General features: G+C 43.4%; 16 protein-coding genes. 12 read left to right on the forward strand and 4 right to left on the reverse strand.

Annotated elements, in window-relative coordinates; translation table 11 throughout:
- Position 1: 1 nt before the first annotated feature.
- A complete protein-coding gene (locus PseudUWO311_RS05180) occupies positions 2 to 604 on the reverse strand; it encodes a DciA family protein (protein WP_142654147.1) in 603 nt (200 codons plus the stop codon).
- 254 nt (positions 605 to 858) lie between these two features.
- On the opposite strand from PseudUWO311_RS05180, the gene PseudUWO311_RS05185 reads away from it, so the two are divergent.
- A complete protein-coding gene (locus PseudUWO311_RS05185) occupies positions 859 to 1,452 on the forward strand; it encodes a sulfite oxidase-like oxidoreductase (RefSeq protein WP_142654148.1) in 594 nt (197 codons plus the stop codon).
- 536 nt (positions 1,453 to 1,988) lie between these two features.
- Here the strand turns inward: PseudUWO311_RS05185 and PseudUWO311_RS05190 are convergent.
- The 3 genes from PseudUWO311_RS05190 to PseudUWO311_RS05200 form a co-directional block, all read right to left on the reverse strand.
- Positions 1,989 to 3,962, reverse strand: coding sequence for a bifunctional aldolase/short-chain dehydrogenase (locus tag PseudUWO311_RS05190; RefSeq protein ID WP_142654149.1), 1,974 nt, complete (start codon positions 3,960 to 3,962; stop codon positions 1,989 to 1,991).
- A gap of 84 nt (positions 3,963 to 4,046) precedes the next feature.
- Complete coding sequence (locus PseudUWO311_RS05195; protein WP_142654150.1) at positions 4,047 to 4,439, reverse strand: RidA family protein; 393 nt, start codon at positions 4,437 to 4,439, stop codon at positions 4,047 to 4,049.
- Positions 4,440 to 4,498: 59 nt separating this feature from the next.
- Positions 4,499 to 5,791 carry a hypothetical protein gene (locus tag PseudUWO311_RS05200; protein WP_142654151.1) on the reverse strand — a complete coding sequence of 431 codons (1,293 nt, stop codon included), beginning with the start codon at positions 5,789 to 5,791 and terminating at the stop codon, positions 4,499 to 4,501.
- Between the two features lie 82 nt (positions 5,792 to 5,873).
- On the opposite strand from PseudUWO311_RS05200, the gene PseudUWO311_RS05205 reads away from it, so the two are divergent.
- From PseudUWO311_RS05205 to PseudUWO311_RS24320, 11 genes are all read left to right on the forward strand, one after another.
- Entirely contained in the window at positions 5,874 to 6,698 is an 825-nt protein-coding gene (locus PseudUWO311_RS05205; RefSeq protein ID WP_142654152.1) for a DUF1997 domain-containing protein, read from the forward strand.
- Between the two features lie 30 nt (positions 6,699 to 6,728).
- Complete coding sequence (locus PseudUWO311_RS05210) at positions 6,729 to 7,424, forward strand: GvpL/GvpF family gas vesicle protein (protein WP_142654153.1); 696 nt, start codon at positions 6,729 to 6,731, stop codon at positions 7,422 to 7,424.
- 197 nt (positions 7,425 to 7,621) lie between these two features.
- Positions 7,622 to 8,482 (forward strand): tetratricopeptide repeat protein, encoded by an 861-nt coding sequence (locus tag PseudUWO311_RS05215; protein WP_142654154.1) that lies wholly within the window; start codon positions 7,622 to 7,624, stop codon positions 8,480 to 8,482.
- A gap of 12 nt (positions 8,483 to 8,494) precedes the next feature.
- Complete coding sequence (locus PseudUWO311_RS05220; protein ID WP_142654155.1) at positions 8,495 to 8,755, forward strand: hypothetical protein; 261 nt, start codon at positions 8,495 to 8,497, stop codon at positions 8,753 to 8,755.
- A complete protein-coding gene (locus PseudUWO311_RS05225; RefSeq protein ID WP_190303399.1) occupies positions 8,742 to 9,095 on the forward strand; it encodes a type II toxin-antitoxin system PemK/MazF family toxin in 354 nt (117 codons plus the stop codon). The genes PseudUWO311_RS05220 and PseudUWO311_RS05225 overlap by 14 nt, the downstream gene beginning before the upstream one ends.
- Positions 9,096 to 9,179: 84 nt before the next feature.
- On the forward strand, positions 9,180 to 9,413 hold the full coding sequence (locus tag PseudUWO311_RS05230) for a hypothetical protein (RefSeq protein ID WP_142654157.1): 234 nt from the start codon (positions 9,180 to 9,182) through the stop codon (positions 9,411 to 9,413).
- Positions 9,406 to 9,750, forward strand: a complete 345-nt coding sequence (locus PseudUWO311_RS05235) for a type II toxin-antitoxin system PemK/MazF family toxin (RefSeq protein ID WP_142654158.1) — start codon at positions 9,406 to 9,408, stop codon at positions 9,748 to 9,750. The genes PseudUWO311_RS05230 and PseudUWO311_RS05235 overlap by 8 nt, the downstream gene beginning before the upstream one ends.
- Before the next feature lie 126 nt (positions 9,751 to 9,876).
- Positions 9,877 to 11,094, forward strand: a complete 1,218-nt coding sequence (locus PseudUWO311_RS05240) for a M20 family metallopeptidase (protein ID WP_142654159.1) — start codon at positions 9,877 to 9,879, stop codon at positions 11,092 to 11,094.
- Between the two features lie 48 nt (positions 11,095 to 11,142).
- A complete protein-coding gene (locus tag PseudUWO311_RS05245; protein WP_142654160.1) occupies positions 11,143 to 11,769 on the forward strand; it encodes a Uma2 family endonuclease in 627 nt (208 codons plus the stop codon).
- 72 nt (positions 11,770 to 11,841) lie between these two features.
- On the forward strand, positions 11,842 to 12,090 hold the full coding sequence (locus PseudUWO311_RS05250) for a response regulator (RefSeq protein WP_223807458.1): 249 nt from the start codon (positions 11,842 to 11,844) through the stop codon (positions 12,088 to 12,090).
- Positions 12,091 to 12,171: 81 nt separating this feature from the next.
- Complete coding sequence (locus tag PseudUWO311_RS24320; RefSeq protein ID WP_223807446.1) at positions 12,172 to 14,976, forward strand: PAS domain S-box protein; 2,805 nt, start codon at positions 12,172 to 12,174, stop codon at positions 14,974 to 14,976.
- The last annotated feature ends 7 nt before the right edge of the window (positions 14,977 to 14,983 follow it).

A 14,983-nucleotide genomic window follows, 5' to 3' on the forward strand; every position in this document is an offset into this window, starting at 1 on the left:
TTTAATTAAATAAATATTTGATCGCGCAAACTCGGCACATTTGCCAGCGAGATATTTCACCAGTGAGGGCAGGGCGATCGCATCGAGGACATTGAGGCATTTGATGGGTTCTCAACTTCATGACATTTTGCCAACGTTGGAATGCTTCATTAGCGGTTTCAGGGGCTTTAGGAGCTTCTAATTTAATTTTAAGATTGGGTTTCAGTTTACGGTTAGTTAATTCATTCGCGATCGCTGGAGGTAAATAACTAGGGTGATCTTCGGCGACAACCTTTTGTTCTTTTAGGGTTTGTTGTTGGGTTGCCCATTTTGCCGTCGAGAAATGAATATCAGCGATCGCAAAAGTTCCAGCACCACCAAACAGCGCATTAACTTTTGCTAAAATCCTGACGCGCTCAAAGGTCAGAGCCTGCGACCAAACTGAATTCGATACAGCGACCTGTAGAGCTTTTTGATATACCCCAATTGGGCAAGTTTGTTTTGCAACTGATTCACCGACAATCTCCGCCCATTTTTCGACAATCAGTAAATATTGACAACGCTGCTGCCAACTAGTACGCGACTGAATGCCGTTCAAAATATTTGGTAATCCTGTTAGGGACATTATCGTAAACTAAACATAACTTTGTTTAAGATTAGCATTTTTATAGCTGTCGCCATTTAAATTACAGCAATTTGTGCGCTACTCATTTTTATCATGTAGCTTGGAAAGGAGAAAACTAAAAATCTTGTTCTCTCCCCTTGGATAAGGGAGGCTTAGGATGGGGTCAATTTCCAACGAGAAACCACTTTATTTTCTAAAAACAGCGATAATATTTACAGTTGATTTTTACAGTTGATTTTGAGTGAGAATTTTCTATGTTTGGAAGTTTGTTTCAATCCCGATCGCCAAATCAAGACCGTATTCCTAAAGGGCAGAGGCTGACCAATGGCTTCCCCATCATGACCTATGGAGATACGCCCCAAATTCAGCGTCAAGACTGGCAATTTCACGTATGGGGATTAGCAACAGAGAAAACATTCTCATGGGATGACTTCATGTCAATGCCGCAAACAGAATATACAATTGACTTTCATTGCGTAACCACATGGTCAAAGCTCGATGTGAAATGGAAGGGTGTCAAAGTTACGGATTTCTTGAAATATATTGAAGTCGATCCTCAAGCTGTACATTTAATGGAACATTGCTATGGCGGCTATACGACAAATATTGCAATGGAAGATTTTGTGAGGGAAGAGAATTTTTTTGCCCATACGCTTTTTGATGAGCCGTTGCCTATTGATAATGGTGGCCCCATGCGACTAGTAGTTCCCCATCTTTATGCTTGGAAAAGTGCTAAATGGATAAATGGGCTTGAGTTTCTCGATAAAATGCAACTCGGTTTCTGGGAGCGTAATGGTTACCACCATCGCGGCGAACCCTTTGCAGAAGAAAGATATAGTTCGCTTTAAGTCATACAGCGCTTTATACTCACAAACGAACCTATAAATCTCCTAAAAGTATTGCAAAGCAACACTTTTAGGAGATTTATAGGTTCGCAACATCAGTGACTAGTGATCGCGATCGCATCTTTTAATCCAAACAATCACAAAACCTCAAAGGATCTCATCACGTCATATCTTGAGAAAAAACCTGATACTAATTGCATCAAGAGTTACAAGGAAGTGAGGAGCAAAGCAATGTCAGTATTTCATTTTGGTAGATTTATTCTTAAGTTCTACTTTGGTTCGATCGCTGTTTTAGTTTTGGCAAATGCGCTCTCTACACTTTAGCTCCCTCATAACTTTGACTATCATTGATCTCCTAGTTTTTTCATTTACAGCACTTTGTGCTCCAAACAAAACCCAAGAAAATCTTGAAAGTGTTGCGAAGCAACACTTTCAAGATTTTCTTGGGTTTTGTTTGGTAATTGCTATAGTTTTTTTGTGACCGAGATCGCGGCTTTAGTCATAATGAGAGAAAGACTCGCATTGCGAGTCTTTCTTGGTTAAATCACGCGATCGTTACCGCCATCAATGGGAACTTGAGCCGCAGTCGTACAGGCAAACAGCGCACCACACATCTCAGCGGCAAGTTCAGCAACATGGCGACTGGTGACTTCTACTTTGAGGAGATTATTAGTCTTATATTCCTCAACCGTTAATCCATAGTGCTGAGCGCGAGATGTCAATACATCCTCTGTCCAGATGCCCGTATCAAAGACTGCATTGGGATGTAAAGTGTTGATGCGAATGCGATCGCTACTCCATTCCAGTGCTGCGACACGCATCAGTTGGGTTAACGCTGCCTTTGAAGCAGAATATGCTGCTGCTGCTGGGCCAGGGGCAGGAACATTCTTAGACCCGATCGCCACGACGCGACCACCGTTAGGTGCAAGTTTCAGCAATGGATAGCACTCGCGCATCAAAATTAAATTTGCATCGAGATTGATATGCATCACCTTTTGCCATGTAGCAGTATCAAGATTTTCAATGCGACAGCCCGATGGGAAAATTCCTGCATTGAGAATGAGAATATCTAGCCCTCCAAAAGACTTTACGGCTTGATCAAGCGCATGAGCGATCGCAGATTCATCACTAACATCGCAAGTAATACCGACAAAATCTGGGCGATCGTAAAGCTTCTCAATAACAGGATTGATATCTAAGCCCACGACAGCTGCGCCGCGTTTTAGTAACGAATCTACGCAAGCTTTGCCAATACCTGAAGCCGCACCAGTAACCAAGGCAATTTCCCCAGTAAAAGCGGGAGATGAACCACCTTTTTTGAGTTTAGCTTGTTCTAATTCCCAATATTCCACTGCAAAGATATCGCTGGCAGGTAATGCTTGATAGCCACCCAAAAGCTGCGATCGCTGAATAATTTCTATTGTGTGTTCGTAGATATCCGCGACGATTGCGGCATCTTTGGCGGATTTGCCAACTGTGACTAGTCCTAATTGGCGATCGATAATTACACGGGGGGCAGTATCAAGGATTGTCACAGACTGGGTTGACTTAGAAGATTCTTCCGCAAAATAGGTGCGATAGGATTCAGCATAAGCCTTTGTATCTCTCCCAACTAGGGGCAAGCGCTTAGTACGAATGACGTGATCGGGAGTCGCACAGCCCTGTTGCGAAATGATGTTTACATCTTTCCTTTGCGCAAAGGCTAAACTTTTTTCGTCGGCATGGGAACTTAAGACTACAGGAAACTTGGCAACTTGAGAAACTTCAGAGCGGAGTTTGGCGATCTCTAATCTTGCCTCGCTTTCCCTAATTAGAGAAGCTGGTGGTGAGATTTCCCAAGCATGATGTTCTTGAAGATAAACTTCAGCACGATCAACCAAAGCAATCATTCGCTCGTAGGATTCATGAGCCGTTTCGCCAAAGGAGAAAATACCATGATTCATTAACACCATGCCGATGGTGCGATCGCTCTTCTCGGCGGCAAACTTCTCAGCGCAGACTCTTGCTAGGTCAAATCCTGGCATCACGTAGGGAATAATCACCACATCATCGCCATAGATTTCTTGAATGCGTTCCCATCCATTCGCCGTATTCGTCACCGAAATGACCGCGTCAGCATGGGTATGATCAACAAATTTATAGGGCAAACTGGCATGGAGAATCGTCTCTACCGATGGTGCAGGTGCACTTGCCTTAGTCATCTGTGTTTTCAGTTCATTCACCATTTGTGAATCGGAGAGAACTTGCAACTTGGCTAATTTCAACAAATGCGCCATGCGGACAGGGGCAAAACCTGCCTCTGCGATCGTTTCTAAATCCCAGCCACTTCCTTTTACATAGAGAATCTCTTCTTCTTCACCCACAAGATTCTGCACACGGATTTTGACGGAAGTATTACCACCACCATGCAGCACCAACGATGGATCTCGTCCCAATAGCTTTGATGTATATACTCTTAACCCCAAGTCACCTTTATATTCCGCAGCCTCGCGATCGCTCCACAAGCTTTTCATTGTTACCTCTTTATATAACTCTCTAAAATTCAAAAAAGCCTCGCTAGGCAAGGCTTTTGCTGAAGAAAAATAGTATTATTTTCTCTAGATTGCGACGATACACTCGATTTCTACGCGCACATCAAGGGGCAATTTGGCGACTTGAATTGAAGAACGTGCAGGATAGGGAGCAGTGAAATATTTGCCATAGATGGCGTTCATGGCAGCGAAGTCTGCCATGTCTACTAGGAAGACGGTGGTTTTGACGACATTGGCAAAATCTGCACCTGCTTCAGCGAGAACAGCTTGAATGTTTTTGAGAACCTGCTCGGTTTGATCTTCAATTGTCGTAGCAACGACTTTGCCAACAGCAGGATCGATCGCAATTTGTCCCGCCATGAACACTAACTTGCTGGTGGCAGGAACTGCGATCGCTTGATTATAGGGGCCAACAGGAGCAGGCGCTTTATCGGTTAGGATTACTTCTTTCTGAGTCATTGTTTATCTTTAAAAAAATCGCGAATTAATATTTTGGGGCAGCTTTAGCTGCCCAAAAACTATGGTTTTTGCTCTTTGAGCATTTTGGCATATTCTTGATCCGCCAAATCTTGCTCGGTGGTGTAGGCAAGATTATCTTGATCGATCGCCTCTTGTTTCATCGCAAAAGTCTTCGCAAAATCTAGCTTTTCACGTAGAGCAGACGATGGTTTTTGCAATTGCTCAACACGGGCTGCCCGTTTTTGGTTGCGATCGCCGATACCCTTATTCAGATATTGCAAGACAAAATATCGCACCACAGGCGTGGATAGGAATAGCACGGCATAGCCTAGTAGGAAGCCATAAGCTGCTTTGATAAAACCCAAAAATCCAACAAGGGACTTAGCGAGACGCGGATCGCCTAGCAAACTACCCAGATACAGCGAGGCAACTAGATAAAAAACACCTAAGCCGATCGCTAAAGCAATTTTGCCTTGAGAGGCTTGGCTGAATTTCCAAAGTTTTTCTTGCAAATAGGAACTGCTAGTTTTAGATTTGCGCTCTGAGGCTACCTTTTGCAATTCAGGAAATTTATAGGCAAGGGTTCCCGCATCACTGACTTCGGGAAAACCATTAAATTTTGACAGCACAGGGATCACAAAATATTCATCACCCTCTAGACGGCTAGTTTCATCGAGGTAGGGTGCTATTTGCTCAGCAATGACTACACCATTGTTACTGCGGATCATTGAAGCAATATCGCGCCAACGACGTTCATCAAGATCGGCGTTGGGGTTGCCATCACCAAACAAAAATGAAAATACGCTCTCCAAAAAGCCCATTTCATCGGGATCCCGTTTACGAACTTGTTCTGGCTCATAGTAGTAAGGATCAAACATAATGAATGGGTTACCGAAGGGGCTGCCCCAACCACCGAGCCAGATAAATCCACCGCCACCGCCACGATTATCGCTACGGCGATCATCGCGATCGTTGTCGCTGCGTCCCTGACTTTGGATTGCGATCGTCGCGGCGATAATACCCAGCACTACGATCAAAATCGAAACAATCAGCAAAATACCAAAGGAAATACGGATCGCGTAAAATACCCATTTCCATGCGCCCTTTAGCCATTCCTTGACCTGTAGCCAAAATGAACGACTGACAAGGACTTGACGAAAATTGGGCGCAAATTTATAGGCAATCTCACCCGACTCGGCAACTTGGATATTGCCCCCAGTCTCCGAGGCAAGCGCCAGTACTTCACGCTGTGCTACATTCAAACTAAGTCCAGATTGTGCCGCCACATCACCTATCGTGACCCGATAGTTGAGCTTTTCGACGGCTTCCATCACTGCTGTACGCGGAGCCATATGCTTTCCCTAATCGAACTTCTAAGACTATTATGATGGAAATAGTTAACAACTAGCGCATAAGCAGCTTAGGATATCCGTCATGCAGCAAGAACCAATGCGATCACCTGCAAATCAAGAGCCAGATCCAGAAATACTGGGGGGGAATGACTCTGATTTTTTGTTAACACCTGAACAAGAAGCAGCCATGCTGGCTACCTATGGCATGGGTAATGATGATTCTAAGTTCGACCTCCAAGATCCTGATGCCGCAGAGCAGGATCCAACAAACAAGCAAAGTACTGAGAAAAATCAGGATCTGAAGCCATCTCTAAAGGGTGATAAAAGTGCATTTCATAATCACTATGTTGGCTACATGGACTTGTTTGCCGATAAGCAGACAGTAATGAAATACCTCAATGCCCATCAAGGTTGGTTCAGGCGTTGCGCTAATCCATTTAAGGCTGACCCAATTGGGGAAATGGGCTATGCCATGGGTGTGGGGCAAGTCGGGGCGATGGGCTTCCAAGTTGATGCGAGGGTGGGACTAAATCTATTACCTCCCGATGAAAACTCAGTCTACCGTATCACCACGATTCCGATCCCAAATCAAGCTCCACAAGGCTATGAAGTGGATTTTCAAGCTGAGATGCGCTTGCAGGAAAAAACTCTGGATTTACAAGCAGGTCAAAAGTTAGGACAAAACTGGGTGATGACTAGCATTGAGTGGGATTTAAATCTCACTGTGACACTGCAATTTCCCCAATTCATTCAGCGCTTGTCTCAGGATATGCTCCAAAAAACGGGTGATGGAGTTCTGGGGTTTGTGGTGAAGCGAGTCTCTAAGAGTCTAACGGCGAAGGTGCAAGATGATTTTCACAAGACCCATGAGATTAAGGTTCCCAAGCAGATTAAGCTGAGAAGATAAACCTTTGGCAAGGAAAAAGGAAAAAGGAAAATGCTTTATACGTTTGCGATTTTGCTTGCGCCTGTTCCAGACAATTTGCCATTGGGAATTATGGGTAAGCCTATTCAGTATTTGCAATGCGATCGCTTGATTGCGGCGATTGAAGCAGATGTGGATATTGAGGCGTTGAAGCTTTTACCTGAGCAGTCTTTGATGCAAGCGATCGTTCAGCACGATCGCTTAATTTGTGAGTTGTTTAATGATCGCACGCTTTTACCTTTGCGCTTTGGGACTGCGTTTGTGTCGATTGAGGCTTTAGAAACTTATTTAAAAGAAGAGGGCGCTAGATTATTAGCAAGTTTGGAGAGACTAGATGGATATGCGGAATTTTTGATTACTGGTTCGGCGATCGCGCCGAAAGCAGAAGCTGCTGCGAATCTCAAAGGCAAAGACTATCTCTTGGCGAAGCGATCGCAATATCTGCAACAGGAACAATGGCGATCGCAGTTACAAGAGGAAGTTCTCGCCTATCGCCAGACGATAACTGATAGCTTAAATCCTGATCTCTATAAACCTGAATTTCAGCATGTGGAAACTCAAGGATCTGAGGATGTGCGAGTTTACGCTTTGTTGCCGCGATCGCAGGTTGAGTATTTGCAAGAATCATTGCGATCGTGGGAAGCGGAACATCCCCATTGGCAAATCGCATGGAGTCAGCCTTTGCCGCCCTATCATTTTCTGAATTAACGAATATATGCGATCGCTTCGGTGACTTGCTCAGTAATTGATCTGGCGATCTATAATGCTGATAAGACCTCTCGCGATCTAATCCTATATCTCAAGATCTGCTAACTCAGGTTTATAACGATTGGTCTAGTTAAACTAGAAATTCATCTTGTAAACCCTAGCTATATTAAACGCGGCAAGTAACAATCGCAAAACTCATGACAGATAACAGACATGAAACAGCTTTAGTTTTCTATGACAAGGAATTACAAGACAATCCTAAAAACTATAGAGGATGGTACAACCGAGGCACTGCACTATTTTATTTAGAAAGATACGAAGAAGCGATCGCCTCCTATGACCAAGCCTTGCAAATTAAATCTGACTATCATGAAGCATGGAACAGTCGAGGCATTGCACTACAAAAAGTAGGAAGACACGAAGAATCGATCGCCTCCTATGACCAAGCCTTGCAAATTAAATCTGGCTATCACGAAGCATGGAACAGTCGAGGCATTGCGCTACAAAAAGTAGGAAGACACGAAGAAGCGATTGCCTCCTACGACCAATCTCTTGCTATCAAGCCAGATTCCTACGAAGCATATTGCAACCGAGGTAATGCACTTGTTTATTTAGGAAAATACGAAGAAGCGATCGCTGCCCATGACAAAGCACTTGTTATCAACCCTGACTTACGACAAGCATGGGGAAACCGAGGTATTTCGCTAAGACATTTAGGCAGATACGAAGAAGCGATCGCTTCCTATGACAAAGTATTGGCAATTAATCCTGACGACGATAAAGCATGGGAAAACCGAGGCATTGCACTAAGTGATTTAGGCAGATATGAAGAAGCGATCGCTTCCTATGACAAAGTATTGGCAATTAATCCTGACAAGCTCGATGCATGGTACAACAAAGCCTGTGCTTATTCTCTCCAAAATCAGATCGAACTTACTTTAGAGAATCTGCAAAAAGCAATTCAACTCAATCCTGAGAAGTATCACGAACTAGCAAAGACTGACTCAGATTTTGATAACATCCGTCACGATCCACGCTTTCAAGCCTTGATACAATAGGAGAAAAACACCATGACTACCATACTCGAACAAGCCTTTACCGCCGCTTCTGCGCTACCCCAGACAGAACAAGAAGAAATTGCCCATGATATTTTCCGAAGACTTGAATCCAGAAAAAAGTCTCGCCGCTCCTTACTAAAAATGCCATTAGAGCAACGCCGCCAAATCCTCACTCAACAAGCAGAAAAGATGGTGGAGCATTATCAACAAAATCCAGAATGGAAAGAACTAGGAGTAGGAGATATCCTTGAATACAACAATGAAACCAAATAGAGGTGAAATCTGGCTGGTAAATCTCGAACCAACCGTCGGTGCAGAAATTCGGAAAACTAGACCAGTAGTTGTGATTAGCTCAGATGCGATCGGCAAATTACCAATAAAACTGATTGCTCCCATTACTGACTGGAAACCATATTTTGAGGAAAATATTTGGCATATCAAGATTGAGCCAGATAGCATTAATGGATTAAGTAAAGTCTCAGCAATTGATACTCTTCAACTCAGAGGCCTAGATACTACAAGGTTTATCCGACAACTAGGAAAACTTACTGAAGGGATCATGATGGAACTCACAATTGCGATCGCTCTAGTAATCGAATACACACCAGAGTAACAAGCGAGCTAAGACCGACTCATATTTTGACAACATCCACTGCGATCGCTACTTTCAAGCATTGATAAAATAGGAGAAAAACAAATGATTACAACTACAGAAATCCTCCAAACCATTCCCAAACTCTCCCAAGAAGACTGCTTCCAAATAGCAGAAATACTTTTACAAAGACTACTAACTCAAACAAAACCCACCCGCGCCCAAATCAACCAACAGCTAAAAATTGCCGCCTTACTTGCCGTTGACGACTACACTAATGATCCAGAACTAACAGCCCTAACTGCCCTTGATGGCGAGGACTTTTACGAATATGAATAGAGGTGAAATCTGGCTAGTTCAACTCAATCCTTCCGTTGGCAGTGAAATCGGGAAAACCCGTCCAGTCGTTATTGTTAGCAACAATGCCATAGGGATTTTGCCCCTAAAAGTGATTATTCCAATTACTGACTGGAAAGAAAGATATGCAATTCGTACTTGGATGGTAAAACTTGAATCCACAACAGACAATGGGCTGACCAAAACTTCTGCGGCTGACACCTTTCAAGTACGTTCATTATCTCAAGAGAGATTTGTCTGCAAACTAGGTCAGCTAAAAGCGAAATCTATGCAGGATATTCAGCAAGCCTTACTCATCGTTTTAGACATATTCCCATAGAAAAAATACTGATTTCGACAACATCCACTGCGATCGCAGTTTTCACACCTTGATATGAATGGTAAAGCTGAGGTTGTTATATTGGAGATAGTAATTTTGCCTATATAGCGATCGCACCACAAGATCATGACTTTTGCTACCACCGCCTTACCTATCCATACCAATTTCAAGATTCGTGCCGATATTCTTGAACTGAAATCTAGCCTCGTGCAATGGCGGAGAGACTTTCATCGCTTTCCTGAGCTTGGGTTTAAAGAAAAGCGCACAGCCAATGCGATCGCTGAAAAATTAACCGCATGGGGTATCCCACACCAAACAGGCATCGCCCAAACTGGTCTCGTCGCCACGATCACAGGGACAAAAAAAGGCAATAACAAAGTTTTAGCGATCCGTGCCGATATGGATGCGCTACCAATTCAAGAAGAAAATATCGTTAGTTATAAATCGCAAATAGATGGACTGATGCATGCCTGCGGTCATGACGGGCATACAGCGATCGCGATCGGTACGGCAAAATATCTATGGGAAAATCGCGATCGGTTTAGTGGCACTGTGAAAATAATTTTCCAGCCAGCCGAGGAGGGACCTGGTGGCGCAAAACCAATGATCGAGTCGGGAGTACTCGAAAATCCAAAGGTAGATGCGTTGATTGGCTTACATCTTTGGAATAGCTTGCCCCTTGGTACGGTCGGAGTGCGAGCAGGTGCATTGATGGCAGCAACCGAATTTTTTCATTGCAAAATTTTTGGACGGGGTGGACATGGGGCACTTCCACATCAAACGATTGATTCAATTTTGGTAGCAGCTCAAGTGGTGAATACAATCCATACAATCGTCTCGCGTAATGTTAGTCCGATCGAATCCGCCGTAATTAGTATCGGAGAATTCCATGCTGGTACTGCGACAAATATCATTGCCGATTCCGCCCGAATCAGTGGAACGGTGCGATTCTTTAATCCTGAAGTTGGTGTAAAGTTAGCGTTACGATTGGAAGAAGCGATCGCAGGTGTATGTGCGGCGCATGGTGCTACTTACGAGTTGAAATATACTAAGCTCTATCCACCTGTAATTAATGATTATGCGATCGCAGAATTAGTTCGCTCCGTTGCTGAAACTGTGATCGAAACTCCCGCAGGTATCGTTCCTGAATGTCAAACGATGGGAGGTGAAGATGTATCTTTCTTTTTGGAAGCTGTGCCTGGATGTTATTTCTTTCTCGGTTCTGCAAATCCAGATAAGGGCTTAGCCTATCCCCATCATCATCCTCGCTTTAATTTTGATGAGACGGCTCTGGCAACAGGTGTGGAGATTTTTGCCCGTTGTGTAGAGAAGTTTTTGGGCTAGACTTTACGATATCGCGATCGCTTTGGAGATTTATAGGAGAGTTATGTAATGATTGCCCAACCACAATACATAAGCCCACAAGATGAACAACTAATCATGTCGCCCGCAGAATATCTCGCTTGGGAAAGTGTGCAAGATAGCAGACATGAATACGAAAACGGTAAAATTATTGCGATGACAGGCGGCACGATTCCTCATAGTCAAATTCCGCTTAATTTTGCCTCATTGCTCCTTGCTCATCTTCGAGGTAAAGGCTGCAAGATTACCATTAGTGATGCCAAAGTCACCATCAAATCTGGGAAGTATTATTATCCTGATGTGGTGGTTTCCTGTGATGAGCGCGATCGCTTCTCTCGTGATTTCTTTCAATATCCTACTCTCATAGCCGAAGTCTTATCGCCCTCAACAGAAGCTCGCGATCGCGGTATCAAGCAGCAAAACTATATGTTGATCGATACGCTGCAAACTTATATTCTCATCAACTCTGAACGTCCAAGAATTGAAATTTACCAGAAGCTTGATCGAGCTTGGGAATATATATCGATTGCGATCGAGCAGACAAATTTCGATCAAGATGATCCGCTTATTCACATCACCAGTATCGATCTCCAGTTTCCTCTATCAGCACTTTACGAAAATATAGATTTTCTTGATAGTGAACAAATTGAAAAGTGATAAAATTGTATCCATAGATTTTTGGGGGTTCATAGTAATGCTCGAATTAGTTAGGGCAAGTTTTATCAGTCGATCGCCCTTGCCAAAAGTGATCGCCCAGATTTGATTTTGATGGATATCCAAAAGCCTGTTATGGATGGACTTGAAGCGATCGCCCAAATCCGTCTTGCCCCTAGCATGATTAACATTCCGATTATCGCCTTAACTGCATTGGCAATGGAAGGCGATCGCGATCGCTGTTTGGCGGCTGGCGCTAATGAATACATGAGCAAACCTATCAAACTAAAACAATTAGATCTTTTAGTGCAACAATTGCTCTAGAGATGTGAACACTGAAGCTACTCAAATCTCTAGAGTGCTTTCCCAAGATTTTGCTATTAACAAATTACAGTAATTTGTCCTATGAAACACCCTGAAACTCCAGCAAATGAAAGCGATCGCTTAGTTGCGCTAGATCGCTACAAAATTCTTGATACGTTGCCAGAACAAGTATATGACGACTTGACTCAACTTGCTGCGGATATATGTGGAACGCCGATCGCACTCATCTCCTTAGTTGATAAAGATCGTCAATGGTTTAAATCGCGGGTGGGAATTGACGCGACAGAAACACCTCGCGATATTTCCTTTTGTGGTCATGCCGTTGCCGAAAGTGCAATTTTAAATGTTCCTGATGCTAGTCTTGATCCGCGATTTGCTGACAATCCACTAGTGGCACAAGATCCAAATATTCGCTTTTATGCTGGAGTTCCTCTAATTACTGATGATAGTTTTGCTTTGGGGACGCTATGCGTAATTGATCGCCAACCTCGCGAACTTACCGACCAACAAATTAGACAGCTAGAAGCCCTAAGCCGTTTGGTCATCAGTCAATTTGAGCTAAGGCTCAAAGAGGATTCATCTCGGTTGTTAGCATCTGTAGTCGAATCTTCTGATGACGCGATTATTACCAAGACTCTAGATGGGATCATCACCAGTTGGAATCCTGCTGCTGAGAGATTATTTGGTTATTCAGAAGCTGAAGTGATCGGACAGCAAGTCTCTATCCTTTTTCCCAGCGATCGATTAGATGAAGAATCTCAAATTCTTGAACGTCTTAAACGTGGAGAACGGATAGAACATTTTGAAACTATCCGCAAAGGTAAAGACGGTAGGTGTATTGAAGTATCAGCGACCATTTCTCCTTTATTCGACAATGACGGACAGATTGTTGGGGCTTCTAAAATTTTGCATGATATTAGCGATCGCAAGGCTTCAGAATTACAACTGGGCGAAGCCTTAAACCTCAACCAAACGATCTTAGATAGCGTCAACTTTGCCGTCATTTCCACCGATGTGGAGGGCATCATTCAATCTTTTAATATCGCTGCTGAGAAGATGTTAGGCTATGCAGCATCGGAGGTTGTGGGCAAGACTAGCCCTGCTATTTTGCACGATCTTGATGAGGTTGTTGCCCAAGCTCATCAGTTATCCACAGAACTCCAACGAAATATCGAACCTGGGTTTGAAGTTTTTGTTGCCAAATCTAAACTAGGAGAGGTTTCTGAACAGGAATGGACTTATATTCGTAAAGATGGTTCGCGATTTCCTGTAATGCTGACGATAACCCCCATTTTCACAGACGGCAAAATTACAGGATTTCTGGGCATTGCCAAAGATATTACTGCTGAGAAGAAATCGGAGAAGCGAGTAAAAGATATCACTTCTGCCCTCGATCAAACCGCAATTGTTGCCATTACTGATGTGCAAGGAACGATTAAATTTGTCAATGATAAATTTTGTGAAATCTCTAAATATAGCCGTGAGGAATTAATCGGACAAAATCATCGCCTTCTCAATTCTGGACATCATCCGCGTCAGTTTTTTGTTGATATGTGGAAACAAATTTCTATTGGTCAAACTTGGCGGGCTGAAATCAAAAACCGAGCTAAGGATGGTTCTTTTTATTGGGTCGATACTACAATCGTTCCTTTCCTAAATGAAGATGGTAAACCCTATCAATATCTTGCGATTCGGAAGGATATTACCGATCGCAAAGCTACTGAGATTGAGTTACAAAAGCTGTCATTGATTGCTAGTAAAACTGATAATGTGGCGATCGTTTCTGACCCGCAAGGACGGATTGAATGGGTTAATGAGAGTTTCCATCGAGTCACTGGTTACACCTTGGCAGAGGTAATCGGTCAAAAACCAGGAGACATTTTGCAAGGCGCGAAAACTTCTAAGGAGACCATTGCCGAAATTCGCAATGCCTTGGCAAGACGCGAACCATTTAGCGGCGAGATTTTGAATTATCGCAAGGATGGTAAGCCCTATTGGTTATTGTTACAGATTAATCCTGTGTTTGATGATGATGGTAATTTGCTACATTACATTGCGATCGAGAATGAAATCACAACCCGCAAAGAAATGGAAGGCAACCTCAAGCGAGAAATCGAGGAGCGCCGCATTGCTTCCCAAAAATTGAGTGTTTTAACGGAACGTTTAGAAATTAGCAACCGCGAATTATTAGACTTTGCCTATGTTTCTTCCCATGATTTACAGGAGCCTTTACGCAAAATTCAGGCTTTCGGCGATCGCCTCAAATCTACATGTCAAGATTCTTTAAATGAAAAAGGGTTGGATTATTTAGAACGCATGTTAAATGCAGCGAGTCGCGCTCAGATCTTAATCAATGACCTGCTCGATTTCTCGCGGGTGACAACCAAGGCACAGCCCTTTCAACCGATCAAATTGTCTGAAATCTTAGAGGGAGTTCTCTCTGACCTAGAGGTGCGAATTGAAAAATCAGGCGTAATCCTTGAAGTTGATCCTCTCCCAGTCGTTGAAGCTGATGCATTACAAATGCGTCAAATTCTCCAAAATCTCATTGGCAATGCTCTAAAATTTTTGCGAGAAGGAGTTACGCCTGTGGTGCAGGTGCGATCGCGGGTTTACTTTGAATATGGGGAAGACTGGTGCGAAATTCGGGTCATTGATAACGGCATTGGCTTTGAGCAACAATATGCTGAGCGTATCTTCCAGATTTTTCAGCGCCTGCATGGTCGAAAGACTTTTGAAGGAACAGGGATTGGTCTAGCAATTTGCCGTAAAATTGCAGAGAGACACAATGGTACATTAATAGCAGAAAGCGAACCCGAACAAGGCGCGACTTTTATTTTTACATTACCCATTCATCAACCCAAAGGAGATCTTCACAATGCCTAACAAAGAC

Origin of the sequence: Pseudanabaena sp. UWO311 (assembly GCF_006937785.1) — a bacterium.
Lineage (GTDB): Bacteria > Cyanobacteriota > Cyanobacteriia > Pseudanabaenales > Pseudanabaenaceae > Pseudanabaena.